Below are 16,044 nucleotides of genomic sequence, written 5' to 3'. Positions count from 1 at the left end.
TTCAGACCAGCACCTGGCGGGTGCTGGCGATGTACTGGTGGACCAGCTTCTCGGCCTGCGGATCGATCATCTCGGCCGGGCCGCGGCCATTGGGGCATGGCAGCTTCGGCGTGGTACCGAACAGGCGGCAGATCAGCGGCCGCTCTTCGTACACGGTGCAACCGTTGGGGCCCAGGTGCACGCAGTTCAGTTCCGCCAGCGCGGCTTCCTGCTCGGCGGCACTCTTGCGCGGCAGGCGGGCCATTTCTTCTGACGAAGTGGTGACCGGCCCGCAACAGTCGTGACAGCCCGGCACACATTCAAACGACGGGATCTGCTCGCGCAGGAAGCGGATCTTGTGGCTGTTGCAACTCATGGCGGCCTGCGGCAAAGAAGTCTGGCGCTCTATTTTGCCCTACGGTTGCCCACCCCTGAAAGCGCAGCTTATCCTGCGTAAAATTTTCCAAACACTCAGAACCAGGACATCGCCATGAACGCCGGCGTTCAGCAGCCCGCCTCGCACACCGCTTCCTACTACGCTGCCAGCAGCGCCCCACAAGCGGATTATCCACAGCTGCAGGGCGAACTGAGTTGCGACGTCTGTATTGTCGGCGGTGGTTTTTCCGGGCTGAACACGGCGATCGAACTGGCCGAGCGCGGCCTCAATGTGATCCTGCTGGAAGCGCGCAAAATCGGCTGGGGCGCCAGTGGGCGTAACGGCGGGCAGCTTATTCGTGGCGTCGGCCACGGCCTTGAGCAGTTCACGTCGATCCTTGGTTGCGACGGCGTGCGCGAGCTCAAGCTGATGGGCCTGGAAGCGGTAGACATCGTCCGCGAGCGTATCGAGCGGCACAGCATAGAGTGCGACCTGACCTGGGGTTACTGCGACCTGGCCAACAAACCGCGCGACCTGCAAGGTTTCGCCGAGGATGCCGAAGAACTGCGCAACCTCGGTTACCGCCACGAGCTACGCCTGGTAGCGCCGGAGCAGATGCACAGCGTGGTCGGCTCGGACCGCTACGTTGGCGGCTTGATCGACATGGGCTCCGGGCATTTGCACCCGCTCAACCTGGCCCTGGGCGAGGCCGTGGTGGCTGGCAAGCTGGGCGTGCGCCTGTTCGAGCAGTCTGCGGTGACGCGCATCGACTATGGCCAACAGGTGCGCGTGCACACCGCGCAAGGTTCGGTATTGGCCAGCACCCTGGTGCTCGGTTGCAACGCCTACCTTAACGACCTGAACCCCGAACTCGGTGGCAAGGTGCTGCCCGCCGGCAGCTACATCATCGCCACCGAGCCTCTGAGCGAAGCCCAGGCCAGCCAGTTGCTGCCGCAAAACATGGCCGTCTGCGACCAGCGCGTGGCCCTCGATTACTACCGCCTGTCGGCCGATCGCCGGCTGCTGTTTGGCGGTGCCTGTCATTACTCCGGACGCGATCCGCAAGACATCGCCGCCTACATGCGGCCGAAAATGCTCAAGGTGTTCCCGCAGCTCGCCGATGTGCGCATCGACTATCAATGGGGTGGAATGATCGGCATCGGTGCCAATCGCCTGCCGCAGATCGGCCGCCTACCCAACCAGCCCAACGTGTACTTCGCCCAAGCGTATTCCGGCCATGGCCTGAATGCCACGCACCTGGCCGGCAGGCTGCTCGGTGAAGCCATCAGTGGCCAGCACAGCGGGCGCTTCGACTTGTTCGCACGGGTGCCGCACATCACCTTCCCGGGCGGCAAACACCTGCGCTCGCCGCTGCTGGCTCTGGGCATGCTCTGGCATCGGATGAAAGAGCTGGTCTAAGACCGCCAGAACGGCTTCAAGCCTTCCTCGCGGGCCTGCTCAGGAGTCAGGCCGACGTCGCGCAGTTGCGCTGCGTCCAGCGCCAGTAGTGCCCTGCGGGTATGCCAACGGTGCGCCATCAGGCCCCAGCGACTGAGACCGGTGGGCGCACTGAACAGCTGGGTACGCTGCTCGCGGCTCAGTTCTTCGGCATACAGTTTCAGGCGCACATCGCTCATGCCGCTCATTGCTTATTACCTCCAGGGTGTGTGAACCGTGGAGAAAGCATGCGCGTCAAGGCAAAACCATTACAGATCCAAAGACCGACTATTATTTCCATACAGAATTGGCAGATTTCCTACTGAATGCTGTATTTTTTCCTCATCTGTATTGGTCTGTTGCTGTAGTCGTTTTCCGGAGTATGCCATGACGTTGTACATCAACCTCGCCGAGCTGCTCGGTGCCCGTATCGAACAAGGCCTATACCGTCCCGGCGACCGCTTGCCTTCGGTACGCGCCCTGAGCATCGAACATGGTGTCAGCCTGAGCACGGTGCAGCAGGCCTATCGCCTGCTGGAAGACAACGGCCTGGCCGCACCACGGCCAAAATCCGGCTACTTCGTGCCCAACAACCGCAGCCTGCCCGCCCTCCCCGATGTCAGCCGCCCGGCACAACGGCCGGTGGATATTTCCCAATGGGAGCAGGTCATCGAGCTGATCCGCAGCGAGCCGAATAAAAACGTGGTGCAACTGGGCCGCGGCATGCCCGATATCGACAGCCCGACTCTCAAGCCGCTGCTGCGCAGCCTGGCCCAGCTCAGCCGGCGCCAGGACATGCCCGGCCTGTATTACGACACCATCTCTGGCACCCGCGCCCTGCGCGAGCAGATCGCCCGGCTGATGCTCGACTCCGGCTGCACTGTGAGCCCGGCCGACCTGGTGGTGACTACCGGTTGCCACGAAGCGCTGTCGAGCAGCATCCGCGCGGTGTGCCAGCCTGGCGATATCGTCGCGGTGGATTCGCCCAGCTTTCATGGCGCCATGCAAACCCTCAAGGGCCTGGGCATGAAGGCCCTGGAGATCCCCACCGACCCGCTCACCGGGATCAGCCTCGAAGCCCTGGAACTGGCCCTGGAGCAATGGCCGATCAAGCTCATCCAGATCACCCCGAACTGCAACAACCCGCTCGGCTACATCATGCCCGAGGCGCGCAAGAAGGCCTTGCTGACCCTGGCGCAACGCTTCGACGTAGCGATCCTGGAAGACGATGTGTATGGCGACCTTGCCTACACCTATCCCAGACCGCGGACCATCAAGTCGTTCGACGAGGACGGTCGAGTGCTGCTCTGCAGCTCGTTCTCCAAGACCCTGGCGCCAGGCCTGCGCATTGGCTGGGCGGCCCCGGGACGGTATCTGGAGCGGGTGCTGCACATGAAGTACATCAGCACCGGCTGCACCGCCACCCAGCCGCAACTGGCAATTGCCGACTTCATCGAAGGCGGCCACTACCAGCCGCACCTGCGGCGCATGCGCAGCCAGTACCAGCGCGGGCGCGACCAGATGAGCGACTGGGTTACCCGCTACTTTCCACCGGGCACCCGCGCCAGCCGGCCCCAGGGTGGTTTCATGCTGTGGGTGGAATTGCCGGAAAGTTTCGACACGCTGCGCCTGAACCGGGCTTTACTTGGGCAGGGCGTGCAGATTGCTGTCGGCAGTATTTTCTCGGCCTCGGGCAAGTACCGTAACTGCCTGCGGATGAACTTCGCCGCACGCCCCAGTGCCGAAATCGAAGCGGCAGTGCGCAAGGTTGGCGAAACCGCCATTCGTCTACTGGCCCAGGAGCACGGCGCCGGGTAACTTTGCGCCGCCGCTCGCGGTCCATATTCTTACGCCTCAGTTGTAACAGGACGATCTTTTTGAAAAGCCAGCGGGTGCTGCCACTACTGCTGTCGCTACTGCTCGGCCTGGGCGGCTGCGCCAGCGTCAGCCAGCCACGGGAAGTCAGCCAGGCGCTGCCGGCCAGTGACTCGGCCTTTGGCCGTTCAGTGCAGCGCCAGGCCTCGGCCTATGACGGGCGTTCCGGCTTTCGCCTGCTGCCCAACAGCAACGAAGCCTTCCGCGCCCGCGCCGAGCTGATTCGCAACGCCCAGTCGAGCATCGACCTGCAGTACTACATCGTCCACGACGGCCTCAGCACCCGCGCGCTGGTGCACGAGCTGCTGCAGGCCGCCGACCGCGGGGTGCGCGTGCGCATCCTGCTCGACGACACCACCAGCGATGGCCTCGACGAAATGATCGGCACCCTGGCCGCGCATCCGAACATTCACATCCGCGTGTTCAACCCCTTGCACCTGGGCCGCAGCACTGGCGTAACCCGGGCCATGGGCCGGCTGTTCAACCTGTCGTTGCAGCACCGGCGAATGCACAACAAGCTGTGGCTGGTGGACAACAGCATGGCCATTGTCGGGGGGCGCAACCTGGGCGATGAGTATTTCGATGCCGAACCCAACCTCAACTTTACTGACATCGACCTGCTCGGCGTCGGCCCGGTGGCCGAACAGCTGGGGCACAGTTTCGACCAGTACTGGAACAGCGCGCTGAGCAGGCCGATTGGCGATTTTCTGTTCACCCAACCCGATGCCGACGACCTGCGCAACAGCCGCCAGCGCCTTGAGGCGTCACTGGCCGATGCGCGGGTCAAGCGCAAGGCTCTGTATGACCGGCTGATGGCCTATCAAGCCCAGCCGCGCCTCGACGTGTGGCGCAACGAGCTGATCTGGGCCCATAACCAGGCGCTCTGGGACGCGCCAAGCAAGGTACTGGCCCGTGACGAGCCGGACCCGCAACTGCTGATGACCCAACAACTGGCACCGGACCTGAACAACGTCCAGCACGAGCTGATCCTGATCTCGGCCTATTTCGTGCCCCGCGAGTCCGGCCTGCTCTACCTGACCAGCCATGCCGACAAAGGCGTATCGGTAAAATTGCTGACCAATTCACTGGAAGCCACCGATGTGCCGGCGGTGCATGGCGGCTATGCACCCTATCGCAAGGCACTGCTCGAGCACGGCGTGCACCTGTATGAACTACGCCGCCAGCCAGGCGATCCGGGCTCGCGCCGCGGCTTGCGCTTTCATGGCAGCTCGGACTCGAGCCTGCACAGCAAGGCGATCGTCTTCGACCGCAAGAAGACCTTCATTGGCTCGTTCAACTTCGACCCACGCTCGGTGCTGTGGAACACCGAGGTCGGGGTGTTGGTCGACAGCCCGGAACTGGCCGAATACACCCGCGAGCTAGCCGCCCAGGGTATGGCCCCGGCGGTCAGCTACCAGCCACAATTGGTCGATGGCCAGCTGGTCTGGGTGACCGAGGACAACCACCGCCTGCACACCCTGACCACCGAGCCCGGTGGTCTGTGGCGGCGCTTCAACGCCTGGATCAGCAAGGCTGTGGGCCTGGAGAAGATGCTCTAGACCGGCGCCGGCTCAAAAGCATTGGGCCGCCGCGCGAGCAGCACCAGGCCAAAGGCCCCCACGGCCATGAACAGCGGCAGCGCATGCCCGCTGACCCATTGGCTGCCCGCCCCTGCCGCCAGCGGTCCGATCAGGCAACCGATGCCCCACAGCTGCGCAACATGAGCATTGGCGCGCACCAGTGCGTCGTCGCGGTAGCGTTCGCCAATCAGCACCAGCGACAAGGTGAACAGGCCGCCGGCACTGGCGCCGAACAACACCCACAAAGGCCAGATCAGCGGCGTTTGCAGCGCCAGCGGGATTGCCAGGCTCGAAGCCAGCAGCGTCAAGGCACAGCCACTGAACAGCGTGCGCCGCGACATGCGGTCGGCCAGTGCGCCGATCGGCAGTTGCAGCAGCGCATCACCGACCACCACGGTACTGACCATGAACAGGGCGATTTCGGTAGTGAACCCCTGCTGCAGGCAATAAACCGGCAGCAAGGTCAGGATCATCGCCTCGAAGGCAGCAAACAGGGCAATAGCCCAGGCGATCACCGGCAATCGCCGGCAGAAACCGAACAGGTCGGTGAAGGTCACGCTGCAGGCTTCGGCACTCGGTGCACCGTCGCGCCCGAGCAGCACCAATGGCGCGGCAATCAGCAGACCGGCACCGATCCAGAAGCCCAGGTCATCCTCCGAACCCACCACGCCAAGCAACAATGGCCCGGCCAACTGGCTCAAGGCATAACTGCTGCCATACAGCGCCACCAGACGCCCGCGCCATTGCTCGACCACCAGCTGGTTGATCCAGCTTTCGCCGAGGATGAACACGATAGTCAGGATGATCCCGATCAACAGGCGCAAGGCCAGCCACAACGGATAGCTCGGCAGCAACGCCAGCAAGCCGATAGACAACGCCCCCGCCCACAGGCACAGGCGCATCAGCCCCGGCGTACCAAAACGCGCGGCCAGACGGCTGGACAGGCTGGCACCGACCAGCACGCCAATGGCCGGCATCGCCGCCATCACACCAATGGCAAAGCTGCCGTAGCCCCAACCCTCCAGGCGCAACGACACCAGCGGCATACTGACGCCCAGGGCCAGGCCGACACTGAGCACGGCCGCCAGCACGGCGAAATAGGTTCCCCAACGCATCGGCGTCTTCCTCGCAAAAAAATCGCGGGGCAAGCCCGCTCCCACACTGTGGAAGAGGGCTTGCCCCGCGACAGGTCCGTCTGGATTTACAGCTTGATCCAGGTCGCCTTCAGCTCGGTGTACTTGTCCAGCGCGTGCAGCGACTTGTCACGGCCGTTGCCCGACTGCTTGAAGCCGCCGAACGGTGCGGTCATGTCGCCGCCATCGTACTGGTTGACCCACACGCTACCGGCACGCAGGGCCTTGGCGGTCAGGTGCGCCTTGGAGATGTCGGCGGTCCACACACCGGCAGCCAGGCCGTATGGGGTGTCGTTGGCGATGTTGATCGCCTCGATGGTGGTGTCGAAGGTGATCACCGACAGGACCGGGCCGAAGATCTCTTCCTGGGCGATCTTCATGGCGTTGGTCACGCCGTCGAAGATGGTCGGTTCGACATAGGTGCCGCCGGTTTCTTCGAGAATGCGCTTGCCGCCCACCAGCAGCTTGGCACCATCGCTGTGGCCAGCGTCAATGTAGGACAGCACGGTGTTCATCTGCTGGGTATCGACCAGAGCACCGACGGTGGTAGCTGGGTCAAGCGGGTTGCCCGGCTTCCAGGCCTTGAGTGCTTCGAGCACCAGCGGCAGGAACTTGTCCTTGATCGAGCGCTCGACCAGCAGGCGTGAACCTGCGGTGCAGACTTCGCCCTGGTTGAAGGCAATGGCGCTGGCGGCGGCCTCGGCGGCGGCGTTGAGGTCGGGGGCGTCAGCGAAGACGATGTTCGGGCTCTTGCCGCCGGCTTCCAGCCAGACGCGCTTCATGTTCGACTCACCCGCGTAAATCATCAGCTGCTTGGCGATCTTGGTCGAACCGGTGAACACCAGGGTATCGACGTCCATGTGCAGGGCCAGGGCCTTGCCAACGGTGTGGCCATAGCCTGGCAGCACGTTGAGTACGCCCGCCGGGATGCCGGCCTCGATCGCCAGTTGGGCGATACGGATGGCAGTCAGCGGTGATTTTTCAGAAGGCTTGAGCACCACCGAGTTACCGGTGGCCAGGGCCGGGCCGAGTTTCCAGCTGGCCATCAGCAGCGGGAAGTTCCACGGCACGATGGCGGCAACCACGCCCACCGGCTCGCGGGTCACCAGGCCGAGCTGGTCGTGCGGGGTAGCGGCGACTTCGTCGTAAATCTTGTCGATCGCTTCACCGTTCCAGCTCAGGGCCTGAGCGGCGCCTGGCACGTCGATGTTCAGCGAGTCGCTGATCGGCTTGCCCATGTCCAGGGTTTCCAGCAGGGCCAGCTCTTCGACGTTCTGCTTGAGCAGCGCGGCGAAACGAATCATGGTGGCCTTACGCTTGGCCGGGGCCAGGCGCGACCAGACGCCGGAGGCGAAGGTGGCACGGGCGTTTTCAACGGCGCGGTTGGCGTCGGCCTCGTCACAGCTGGCGATCTGCGCCAGGAGGCGTCCGTCGACCGGGCTGAGGCACTCGAACGTGGCGCCGGAAACGGCAGCGGTGTATTCACCATTGATGAAAGCACGGCCTTCGATCTTCAGTTGCTGGGCACGCTGTTCCCAGTCCGCACGAGTCAGGGTGGTCATACGAAACTCCTCCTCTTGTTAAGGTGCAGTGCCGCGCGAGGGCTTGGGGGCACTGTCGAAAATTCTGGCTGGGCGACACAGGCGCACAGGCACCTGCCACCCTAAACCACCGGCGCCCTAATTTTCAATATATTTGACATAATCACACCAAACACCTACTGATGTTCATTTTATTAAACAACAAAAAGGGGACCCGATCATGCGCATTGACCAGATCATCGACTTCGCCCAAGTGCTGACCGAGGCTGAACGCTACCGTCCTGCCGCGGAAAAGATACTCAAGGGCGAACCGGATCAAGCCGTCTATAACCACTATGCCAGCCCTTGCGGACAATTCGCCGCCGGCGTCTGGGAAGGCGAAGTCGGTCAATGGACCGTCAATTACACCGAACACGAGTATTGCGAGATCGTTCAAGGCGTCTCGGTGCTTCGCGACGAGGCAGGCGGGGCAAAAACCCTGCGCGCGGGCGACCGCTTCGTGATCCCGGCGGGCTTCAAGGGCACCTGGGAAGTGCTGGAGCCGTGCCGCAAGATCTATGTGATGTTCGAACAGAAGTAAATAACTACCACTCGGGCTGGACCTGACCGACGGAGCATGGCGCTGCCCAACCGGGTATGTACTCAATGAAAGGAAGCAACGCCGTGACCAACGAAGAAGCCCTGCAACACATCAATCACCTTGTCGGCACCCGCTATGTACCTAGTGCCAAGGCCTACATCAGCGAACTGACCGGCCGCGCTCACGTGGTCGGTGCGGGTGAGTTCTCCACCCGCGAGTACGACCCGAGCCGTATCCAGGTGATTGCTAACGACGAAGGCATCATCCAGTCGTTTCATTTCAGCTAATTTCAAAGCGGCATAAAAAAAGGGCCCGTATCCTGAGATACGGGCCCTTTTTTCGTCAGCCGGATCAATTACTTGATCTTGGCTTCCTTGTAGATCACGTGCTTGCGAACAACCGGATCGAATTTTTTGATTTCGATTTTGTCCGGAGTGGTGCGCTTGTTCTTGTCGGTGGTGTAGAAGTGGCCGGTATTAGCGGTCGACACCAGACGGATCAATTCACGCATGATTCTCTCCCTTAGACCTTAGCGCCGTTACGGCGAATGTCGACCAGAACGGCATCAATGCCGCGCTTGTCGATGATACGCATGCCTTTGGCAGATACGCGCAGACGCACGAAACGCTTCTCGGACTCGACCCAGAAGCGATGATGCTGCAGGTTCGGCAGGAAACGACGACGGGTTTTGTTGTTTGCGTGGGAAATGTTATTCCCGGTTACCGGACCCTTACCGGTAACTTGACAGACTCTCGACATGCCTCAGCCCTCTAAAACCACATGCCCAACCCGGCATGGGTTGGCCGCTTAATCTCTCAGTCTTTGGCGCCAGGCGCCGTGTTTCTTCAGGGTCTTATCGACTCGGTCAGCAGATGCGACAAGCCGAGCCCCTAGAAAAGAGCGCTGCTTTATACCAGAAAGACCAGAGCACAACAACAGAAGATGTGCTTTGACTTGCTGTTCGACACGCCGGACCAGCATAACCACTGGCCCGGCCGGCTGTCGACCGCCCGTCGCTCGATCGGCAAAAAAGGATATGGTCATTTGTCTCACGGCACACTAGGGTAGGACTTTTCCAGACTGCACTGGCAGATGGGCCATCGATCAGCCAAGGAATCCCCATGCGTGCTGCCGCTCTACCCCTGTTGTTCGCCACCTTGCTCGGCCCGGCTTTCGCCCAGGCGGCTGCGCTGAGTGTGTGCACCGAAGCCAGCCCCGAAGGCTTCGACGTGGTCCAGTACAACTCGCTGACCACCACCAATGCCTCGGCCGACGTACTGATGAACCGCCTGGTCGAGTTCGATGCGCGCCAGGGTCAGGTGGTGCCGAGCCTGGCCGAAAGCTGGACGGTTTCGCCAGACGGTCTGATCTATGAGTTCAAGTTGCGCCCGGGGGTAAAGTTCCATAGCACCGGCTACTTCAAGCCCGGGCGTACGCTGGATGCCGACGACGTGCTGTTCAGTTTTCAGCGCATGCTCTACCCCGCCCATTCCTGGCACAAGATCGCCCAGAGCGGCTATCCGCACGCCCAGTCGCTGCAGCTACCCAGCCTGATCAAGCAGATCGAGGCCGTCGACCCGCTGACCGTGCGCTTTACCCTCGACCTTCCCGACGCCACGTTCCTGGCCACCCTGAGCATGGGCTTTGCCTCGATCTATTCTGCCGAGTATGCCGACCAGTTGCTCAAGGCCGGCACCCCGGAGAAGCTCAACAGCCAGCCGATCGGCACCGGGCCGTTTGTGTTCAATCGTTTCCAGAAGGACGCGGTGATCCGCTACCGCGCCAACCCGGACTACTTTGCCGGCAAGCCGGGCGTCGACCCGCTGATCTTCGCCATCACCCCCGATGCCAACGTGCGCCTGCAAAAACTCAAGCGCAATGAGTGCCAGATCGCCCTGTCGCCGAAACCGCTGGATATCGCCGCGGCCAGCGAGGATCCGACCCTCAAGGTGGAAAAGACCGAAGCCTTCATGACCGCTTTCGTCGCCATCAATAGCCAGCACGCACCGCTGGACAAGCCGGAAGTACGCCAGGCCATCAACCTCGCCTTCGACAAGGCCAGCTACCTCAAGGCCGTGTTCGAAGGCACCGCCGTCGCCGCCAATGGCCCGTATCCGCCCAACACCTGGAGCTACGCCAAGGACCTGCCAGGCTATCCGGCCAACCTCGACAAGGCCCGCGCCCTGCTGGCCAAGGCCGGCCTCAAGGACGGCTTCAGCACCACCATCTGGACCCGCCCGCAAGGCAGCCTGCTCAACCCCAACCCCAGCCTCGGCGCGCAATTGCTGCAGGCCGACCTGGGCAAGATCGGCATCAAGGCTGAAATCCGCGTGATCGAATGGGGCGAGCTGATCCGCCGGGCCAAGGCTGGCGAGCACGACCTGCTGTTCATGGGCTGGGCCGGTGACAACGGCGATCCGGACAACTTCCTCAGCCCGCAGTTTTCCTGCGCGGCGGTCAAGTCCGGGACCAACTTCGCCCGTTACTGCGATCAGCGCCTCGACCAGTTGATCAGCGCCGGCAAGACCACCAATGACCAGAGCGTGCGCAGCCGTCTGTACCAACAGGCGCAGACGCTGATTCAGCAGCAGGCCTTGTGGCTGCCCCTGGCCCACCCGACCGCCGCCGTACTGGCGCGCAAGGATGTCCAGGGTTACCAGGTCAGCCCGTTCGGTCGTCAGGACTTCGCCGGGGTCAGCACCTCGCGCTAGAGCCAGCCGTGCTCGGCCATCGACAGTGGCTCGCCGTCGCCGATGACGAAGTGGTCGAGCACGCGCACTTCGATCATGTCCAGCGCTTTGGTCAGGCGCCGGGTCAGGACCAGGTCGGCATCGCTGGGCTCGCTCACGCCTGAAGGATGGTTGTGGCAGAGGATCAACGCCGCGGCGTTATGGGCCAGGGCGCGCTTGATCACCTGCCGCGGATAGACGCTGGCGCTGTTGATCGAGCCCTGGAACAGCGCCTCGAAGGCCAGCACCCGGTGCTTGCTGTCGAGAAACAGGCAACCGAAGACCTCATGCGGCTCGTGGCGCAGGCGCGCCTTGAGGTAGTCCTTGACCGCCTGCGGGCTCTGCAGGGCTGAATCGCGCCGCAGGCCCTCGGCCAGGTGGCGCCGGGACATTTCCAGCACGGCCTGCAACTGGGCGAACTTTGCCGGGCCCAGGCCGAGCTCGCCATTGAAGCTGCGGCTGTCTGCCTCCAGCAGCCCGCGCAGGCTGCCGAAGCGCCCGAGCAGATGCCTGGCCAGGTCGACCGCGCTACGCCCACGCACCCCGGTGCGCAAAAAAATCGCCAGCAGCTCGGCATCCGACAGGTTGCCCGCCCCCGACTCCAGCAGTTTTTCCCGCGGGCGCTCCGCCGCAGGCCAATCCCTGATACTCATGACAATTCCCTCTGTCTTTCGGTTACTGCTCCCGGTTTGAGCCCTGTGCTACATTAGCCGCTCATTTTTACGCGACGAACCGGCCTGGGGAGGCGTCGTCGCCGCGTGCAATCACTGAGCAAAAGGCAAGCCTATGCAGCGGCTGTATCGGAAGCGCATCGTTCTCGGCGTCGGCGGCGGCATTGCCGCCTACAAGAGTGCCGAGCTGGTTCGCCGACTCCTGGAACACGGCGCCCAAGTGCGCGTCGTCATGACCCGTGGCGGGGCCGAATTCATCACCCCGCTGACCATGCAGGCCCTGTCCGGCCACCCGGTGCACATGGACCTATTGGACCCTGCTGCCGAAGCGGCGATGGGCCATATCGAGCTGGCCAAGTGGGCCGACCTGGTGCTGATTGCCCCAGCCACCGCCGACCTGCTCGCGCGCCTGGCCCAGGGTGTCGCCGATGACCTGCTGACCACCCTGGTGCTGGCTACCGATGCCACCGTGGCCGTGGCCCCGGCGATGAACCAGGCAATGTGGCGCGACCCGGCCACCCAGGCCAACCTTGAGCTGCTGCAAAGCCGCAATATCCAGGTGTTCGGCCCGGCTTCCGGCAGCCAGGCCTGTGGCGACGTCGGCCTGGGCCGCATGCTCGAAGCCACCGACCTGGCCTGGTGCGCCGCCGAGACTTTCAAGCGCGAGTCGCTGACCGGCAAGCACGTGTTGATCACTGCCGGCCCGACCCAGGAAAACATCGACCCGGTGCGCTACATCACCAACCACAGCTCGGGGAAAATGGGCTTTGCCCTGGCTGAAGCCGCCGTGGAAGCTGGCGCCAAGGTGACCCTGGTGACCGGCCCGGTGAATCTGCCGACACCCGACCGCGTCACCCGCATCGACGTGGTCAGCGCCCGCGACATGCTTGCCGCCTGTGAAGCCGCCATCCCCTGCGATGTGTTCATCGCCTCGGCAGCAGTCGCAGACTACCGCCCAGAAGTGGTAGCCCCGCAAAAACTCAAGAAAGACCCTACGACAGGTGACGGCCTGCTGCTGCAGATGGTCCGCAACCCGGACATTCTTGCCAGCATCTCCACCCGTCCTGACCGCCCGTTCAGCGTCGGCTTTGCCGCCGAGACCGAACACTTGCTCGATTACGCCGCGCGCAAGCTCAAGGACAAGAACCTCGACCTGATTGTCGCCAACGATGTGGCCAACCCCAGCATCGGCTTCAACAGCGAGGAGAACGCCTGCAGCGTCATCGACCGTCAACTTCACGCAACAGTTTTCGCGCAGACCAGCAAGGGCAAGATCGCCCGCCAGCTGGTAGCCTTCATTGCCGAACGTCTCAACCAGGTTTAATTTCGCATGCACGCTCTACAAGCCAAGATTCTCGATCCACGCATCGGCAGCGAGTTCCCGCTGCCGCAGTACGCCACCCCGGGTTCGGCCGGCCTTGACCTGCGCGCCATGCTCAAGCAAGACACCGTCCTCGAGCCAGGCCAGACCCTGCTGATCCCTACCGGCCTGTCGGTGTACATCGGCGATCCGGGCCTGGCGGCGCTGATCCTGCCGCGCTCGGGCCTTGGCCATAAACATGGCATCGTCCTCGGCAACCTGGTCGGCCTGATCGACTCCGACTACCAGGGCGAGCTGATGGTCTCGTGCTGGAACCGCGGCCAGACCCCATTCACCATCGCCATCGGCGAGCGCATTGCGCAGCTGGTGCTGGTACCCGTGGTACAGGCGCACTTCGATATCGTCGAAACCTTCGACGAAAGCCAGCGTGGCGCTGGCGGCTTCGGTCATTCCGGTAGCCATTGAGGCGCTTCCAGCAGGTGCTGCCGGGGCTATTGATAGCCCTGGCTGGCCTGCTTGCGGGCGTACTACTGACTTGGTTCACCGCAGTACTGACTGGCCAGCGTGAGCACCGCAACAACCTGGCTTACGCCCAGGCCGGTGCACTCGTATCGCGCCTGGACGCCTCGATCATTGCCGTCAGCAACGAAGTGAACGCCCTGGCGAGAAGCCCGGCGGTACTGGCATTGGTTCAATCACCTGACCCAAAAAAGCTGCTTGGCGCATTCGCCCACCTCGACGGCCTGGTGGCGGCACAGTTGCTCAAACCTGGACAGGCCGCCTCGAGCCCACCCATGAGCGAGCCCGTGCTCGACATGGTCCGGCGCGCCGAGCGCGGCGTTCCACCTGCCCTTGAAGCCTATCCTGAGGCTGGACAGCAACGGGTTTTCAGCGTCACCGCACTGCGTGAGTCTGCTGACGCCCCCGTACAGGCCATTCTGGTGCTCACATTCGCGCTCTCACGCTTCACTGACCCACTGCAGCGCGATGCGGGTACGATTGGTCAGATGCGACTGACACAATTGGTATTCAACGACCCACCCATCGAGCTTTTCAACCACGGCCACAGCCAGGCGCCGGCATTGCACCAGTTGGGCACTGCCAACGCCACCTGGGCCTTGGGGTTTCAGCCCGGCCCCTTGATCGAGAACGCCTCGGCATACAGGTTCAACCCCTGGCTGCTGCTCGCCGCCTTTCTAGCGTTGTCCGGCCTGTTCGGCGGCTTTTGGTTAACCGCCAGACGCTCCCAGAATGGGGCCGTAAACATCAGCTGAATGTAGACAGAACAGACTTTACCGGCGAACTCTGTCGCGAAAATGCCGTCAAAGGCGGACATATTGACTCGCGCAGTGGCTGCCGCTGACGCTCTCAGCAACCCTTTTAGATTGGAGTTTCCCAGGTGACCAGCATGGAACGAGTGACCCCGAACCTTCCCGCCAGCATCTTCCGCGCCTACGATATCCGTGGCGTGGTCGGTGACACCCTGACCGCCGAAACCGCTTATTGGATCGGCCGCGCCATCGGCGCCCAGACGCTGGCCCAGGGTGAGCCGAACATCTCGGTCGGCCGCGACGGGCGCCTGTCGGGGCCAATGCTGGTCGAGCAACTGATCAAGGGCCTGGTCGAAGCCGGCTGCAAGGTCAGTGACGTCGGCCTGGTGCCGACCCCAGCCCTCTACTACGCCGCCAACGTACTGGCCGGCAAGTCCGGAGTGATGCTCACCGGCAGCCACAACCCGCCGAACTACAACGGCTTCAAGATCGTCATCGCCGGCGACACCCTGGCCAACGAGCAGATCCAGGCGCTGTTGATCCGCCTGCAAACCAACGACCTGAGCCGCGGCGAAGGCAGCGTCGAGAAAGTCGAAATCCTCGAGCGCTATTTCAAACAGATCGCCGGCGATATCAAGCTGGCGAAGAAGCTCAAGGTGGTGGTGGACTGCGGCAACGGTGCGGCTGGCGTGATTGCCCCGCAGCTGATCGAAGCCCTGGGCTGCGAAATGATCCCGCTGTTCTGCGAGGTCGATGGCAACTTCCCCAACCACCACCCGGACCCGGGCAAGCCTGAGAACCTGGTCGACCTGATCGCCAAGGTCAAGGAAACCGGCGCCGACCTGGGCCTGGCCTTCGATGGCGATGGCGACCGCGTCGGCGTGGTCACCAACACCGGCAACATCGTCTACCCCGACCGCCTGCTGATGCTGTTCGCCCAGGACGTGCTGGAGCGCAATCCGGGCGCCGAGATCATCTTCGACGTCAAATGCACCCGCCGCCTGACCCCGCTGATCGAGCAGTACGGCGGCCGCGCGCTAATGTGGAAAACCGGTCACTCGTTGATCAAGAAGAAGATGAAACAGACCGGCGCCCTGCTCGCCGGTGAAATGAGCGGCCATATTTTCATCAAGGAACGCTGGTACGGTTTTGACGATGGTATTTACAGTGCCGCGCGCCTGCTGGAGATCCTCAGCAAGGCCAAAACCGATGCCGAACAGCTGTTCGCGGCGTTCCCGAACGATATTTCCACGCCGGAAATCAACATTGATGTGACCGACGAGGGTAAATTCAGCATCATTGATGCACTGCAACGCAACGCCGACTGGGGCAACGACGCCAACCTGACCACCATCGATGGTGTGCGGGTCGACTACCCACAAGGCTGGGGCCTGGTTCGCGCCTCCAACACCACGCCGGTGCTGGTATTGCGCTTCGAGGCCGACACTGACGCCGAACTGCAGCGTATCCAAGAGGTATTCCGCGCCCAGCTAAAGCGCGTTGCCCCTGACCTGCAACCCGAGTTCTGACCGACTATCTGTTCCAACTGGA

16 protein-coding genes and 1 pseudogene are annotated in these 16,044 nt (G+C 62.8%); 10 read left to right on the top strand and 7 right to left on the bottom strand.

What is annotated here, in order from left to right:
- Window position 1 precedes the first annotated feature (1 nt).
- Window positions 2-355: a YkgJ family cysteine cluster protein gene (locus JYG36_RS01365; protein ID WP_038998046.1), complete on the bottom strand. Its 354-nt coding sequence runs from the start codon at window positions 353-355 to the stop codon at window positions 2-4.
- 114 nt (window positions 356-469) lie between these two features.
- Here JYG36_RS01365 and JYG36_RS01360 point away from each other — a divergent pair, with 114 nt between their 5' ends.
- Entirely contained in the window at window positions 470-1,774 is a 1,305-nt protein-coding gene (locus JYG36_RS01360) for an NAD(P)/FAD-dependent oxidoreductase (RefSeq protein WP_213602890.1), read from the top strand.
- Here JYG36_RS01360 and JYG36_RS01355 read toward each other — a convergent pair.
- Entirely contained in the window at window positions 1,771-2,001 is a 231-nt protein-coding gene (locus JYG36_RS01355; RefSeq protein ID WP_045199613.1) for a YjiS-like domain-containing protein, read from the bottom strand. The genes JYG36_RS01360 and JYG36_RS01355 overlap by 4 nt on opposite strands.
- Window positions 2,002-2,179: 178 nt before the next feature.
- On the opposite strand from JYG36_RS01355, the gene JYG36_RS01350 reads away from it, so the two are divergent.
- Window positions 2,180-3,610: an aminotransferase-like domain-containing protein gene (locus JYG36_RS01350; protein ID WP_093378042.1), complete on the top strand. Its 1,431-nt coding sequence runs from the start codon at window positions 2,180-2,182 to the stop codon at window positions 3,608-3,610.
- A 59-nt stretch (window positions 3,611-3,669) separates the two neighbouring features.
- Window positions 3,670-5,226: a phospholipase D family protein gene (locus JYG36_RS01345; RefSeq protein ID WP_213602888.1), complete on the top strand. Its 1,557-nt coding sequence runs from the start codon at window positions 3,670-3,672 to the stop codon at window positions 5,224-5,226.
- On the opposite strand, the gene JYG36_RS01340 is transcribed toward JYG36_RS01345, so the two are convergent.
- Both JYG36_RS01340 and JYG36_RS01335 read right to left on the bottom strand, forming a co-directional pair.
- Window positions 5,223-6,362, bottom strand: coding sequence for an MFS transporter (locus JYG36_RS01340; protein WP_045199607.1), 1,140 nt, complete (start codon window positions 6,360-6,362; stop codon window positions 5,223-5,225). The two genes, JYG36_RS01345 and JYG36_RS01340, sit on opposite strands and share 4 nt — an antisense overlap.
- 86 nt (window positions 6,363-6,448) lie before the next feature.
- Entirely contained in the window at window positions 6,449-7,942 is a 1,494-nt protein-coding gene (locus JYG36_RS01335) for an aldehyde dehydrogenase (protein WP_045199605.1), read from the bottom strand.
- Between the two features lie 199 nt (window positions 7,943-8,141).
- On the opposite strand from JYG36_RS01335, the gene JYG36_RS01330 reads away from it, so the two are divergent.
- Together JYG36_RS01330 and JYG36_RS01325 are read left to right on the top strand one after the other, a co-directional pair.
- Window positions 8,142-8,501 carry a cupin domain-containing protein gene (locus JYG36_RS01330; protein ID WP_045199603.1) on the top strand — a complete coding sequence of 120 codons (360 nt, stop codon included), beginning with the start codon at window positions 8,142-8,144 and terminating at the stop codon, window positions 8,499-8,501.
- A gap of 65 nt (window positions 8,502-8,566) precedes the next feature.
- Window positions 8,567-8,788, top strand: coding sequence for a hypothetical protein (locus JYG36_RS01325; protein WP_349629003.1), 222 nt, complete (start codon window positions 8,567-8,569; stop codon window positions 8,786-8,788).
- Window positions 8,789-8,856: 68 nt separating this feature from the next.
- Here the strand turns inward: JYG36_RS01325 and rpmG are convergent, their stop codons facing one another.
- Window positions 8,857-9,012: a 50S ribosomal protein L33 gene (rpmG, locus tag JYG36_RS01320; protein ID WP_010225867.1), complete on the bottom strand. Its 156-nt coding sequence runs from the start codon at window positions 9,010-9,012 to the stop codon at window positions 8,857-8,859.
- 11 nt (window positions 9,013-9,023) lie between these two features.
- Window positions 9,024-9,260 (bottom strand): 50S ribosomal protein L28, encoded by a 237-nt coding sequence (gene rpmB / locus JYG36_RS01315; protein WP_010225868.1) that lies wholly within the window; start codon window positions 9,258-9,260, stop codon window positions 9,024-9,026.
- A gap of 362 nt (window positions 9,261-9,622) precedes the next feature.
- Between rpmB and JYG36_RS01310 the strand changes: the two genes are divergently transcribed.
- Window positions 9,623-11,212 carry an ABC transporter substrate-binding protein gene (locus JYG36_RS01310; RefSeq protein ID WP_213602886.1) on the top strand — a complete coding sequence of 530 codons (1,590 nt, stop codon included), beginning with the start codon at window positions 9,623-9,625 and terminating at the stop codon, window positions 11,210-11,212.
- Here JYG36_RS01310 and radC read toward each other — a convergent pair.
- The gene (radC, locus tag JYG36_RS01305) at window positions 11,209-11,883 is read right to left on the bottom strand and encodes a RadC family protein (RefSeq protein WP_010225870.1); all 675 of its coding nucleotides are present in this window, start codon (window positions 11,881-11,883) and stop codon (window positions 11,209-11,211) included. The genes JYG36_RS01310 and radC overlap by 4 nt on opposite strands.
- 133 nt (window positions 11,884-12,016) lie before the next feature.
- On the opposite strand from radC, the gene coaBC reads away from it, so the two are divergent.
- The 4 genes and pseudogenes from coaBC to JYG36_RS01285 form a co-directional block, all read left to right on the top strand.
- The gene (coaBC, locus tag JYG36_RS01300; protein ID WP_045199598.1) at window positions 12,017-13,225 is read left to right on the top strand and encodes a bifunctional phosphopantothenoylcysteine decarboxylase/phosphopantothenate--cysteine ligase CoaBC; all 1,209 of its coding nucleotides are present in this window, start codon (window positions 12,017-12,019) and stop codon (window positions 13,223-13,225) included.
- A gap of 6 nt (window positions 13,226-13,231) precedes the next feature.
- Complete coding sequence (gene dut, locus JYG36_RS01295) at window positions 13,232-13,687, top strand: dUTP diphosphatase (RefSeq protein WP_010225872.1); 456 nt, start codon at window positions 13,232-13,234, stop codon at window positions 13,685-13,687.
- Window positions 13,684-14,496 carry a hypothetical protein gene (locus tag JYG36_RS01290; RefSeq protein ID WP_213602884.1) on the top strand — a complete coding sequence of 271 codons (813 nt, stop codon included), beginning with the start codon at window positions 13,684-13,686 and terminating at the stop codon, window positions 14,494-14,496. The genes dut and JYG36_RS01290 overlap by 4 nt, the downstream gene beginning before the upstream one ends.
- A 149-nt stretch (window positions 14,497-14,645) precedes the next feature.
- A pseudogene (locus tag JYG36_RS01285) lies at window positions 14,646-16,022 on the top strand (phosphomannomutase/phosphoglucomutase); the annotation flags it as partial.
- Between the last annotated feature and the right edge of the window lie 22 nt (window positions 16,023-16,044).

The organism is Pseudomonas sp. SORT22 (assembly GCF_018417635.1).
GTDB lineage: Bacteria > Pseudomonadota > Gammaproteobacteria > Pseudomonadales > Pseudomonadaceae > Aquipseudomonas.
This window is presented reverse-complemented; position numbering and strand designations above follow the sequence as displayed.

Coding starts and splice junctions, on each gene's coding strand:
- JYG36_RS01365 (WP_038998046.1), bottom strand. CDS start 355: ATGAGTTGCAACAGCCACAAGATCCGCTTCCTGCGCGAGCAGATCCCG.
- JYG36_RS01360 (WP_213602890.1), top strand. CDS start 470: ATGAACGCCGGCGTTCAGCAGCCCGCCTCGCACACCGCTTCCTACTAC.
- JYG36_RS01355 (WP_045199613.1), bottom strand. CDS start 2,001: ATGAGCGGCATGAGCGATGTGCGCCTGAAACTGTATGCCGAAGAACTG.
- JYG36_RS01350 (WP_093378042.1), top strand. CDS start 2,180: ATGACGTTGTACATCAACCTCGCCGAGCTGCTCGGTGCCCGTATCGAA.
- JYG36_RS01340 (WP_045199607.1), bottom strand. CDS start 6,362: ATGCGTTGGGGAACCTATTTCGCCGTGCTGGCGGCCGTGCTCAGTGTC.
- JYG36_RS01335 (WP_045199605.1), bottom strand. CDS start 7,942: ATGACCACCCTGACTCGTGCGGACTGGGAACAGCGTGCCCAGCAACTG.
- JYG36_RS01330 (WP_045199603.1), top strand. CDS start 8,142: ATGCGCATTGACCAGATCATCGACTTCGCCCAAGTGCTGACCGAGGCT.
- JYG36_RS01325 (WP_349629003.1), top strand. CDS start 8,567: ATGAAAGGAAGCAACGCCGTGACCAACGAAGAAGCCCTGCAACACATC.
- rpmG (WP_010225867.1), bottom strand. CDS start 9,012: ATGCGTGAATTGATCCGTCTGGTGTCGACCGCTAATACCGGCCACTTC.
- rpmB (WP_010225868.1), bottom strand. CDS start 9,260: ATGTCGAGAGTCTGTCAAGTTACCGGTAAGGGTCCGGTAACCGGGAAT.
- JYG36_RS01310 (WP_213602886.1), top strand. CDS start 9,623: ATGCGTGCTGCCGCTCTACCCCTGTTGTTCGCCACCTTGCTCGGCCCG.
- radC (WP_010225870.1), bottom strand. CDS start 11,883: ATGAGTATCAGGGATTGGCCTGCGGCGGAGCGCCCGCGGGAAAAACTG.
- coaBC (WP_045199598.1), top strand. CDS start 12,017: ATGCAGCGGCTGTATCGGAAGCGCATCGTTCTCGGCGTCGGCGGCGGC.
- dut (WP_010225872.1), top strand. CDS start 13,232: ATGCACGCTCTACAAGCCAAGATTCTCGATCCACGCATCGGCAGCGAG.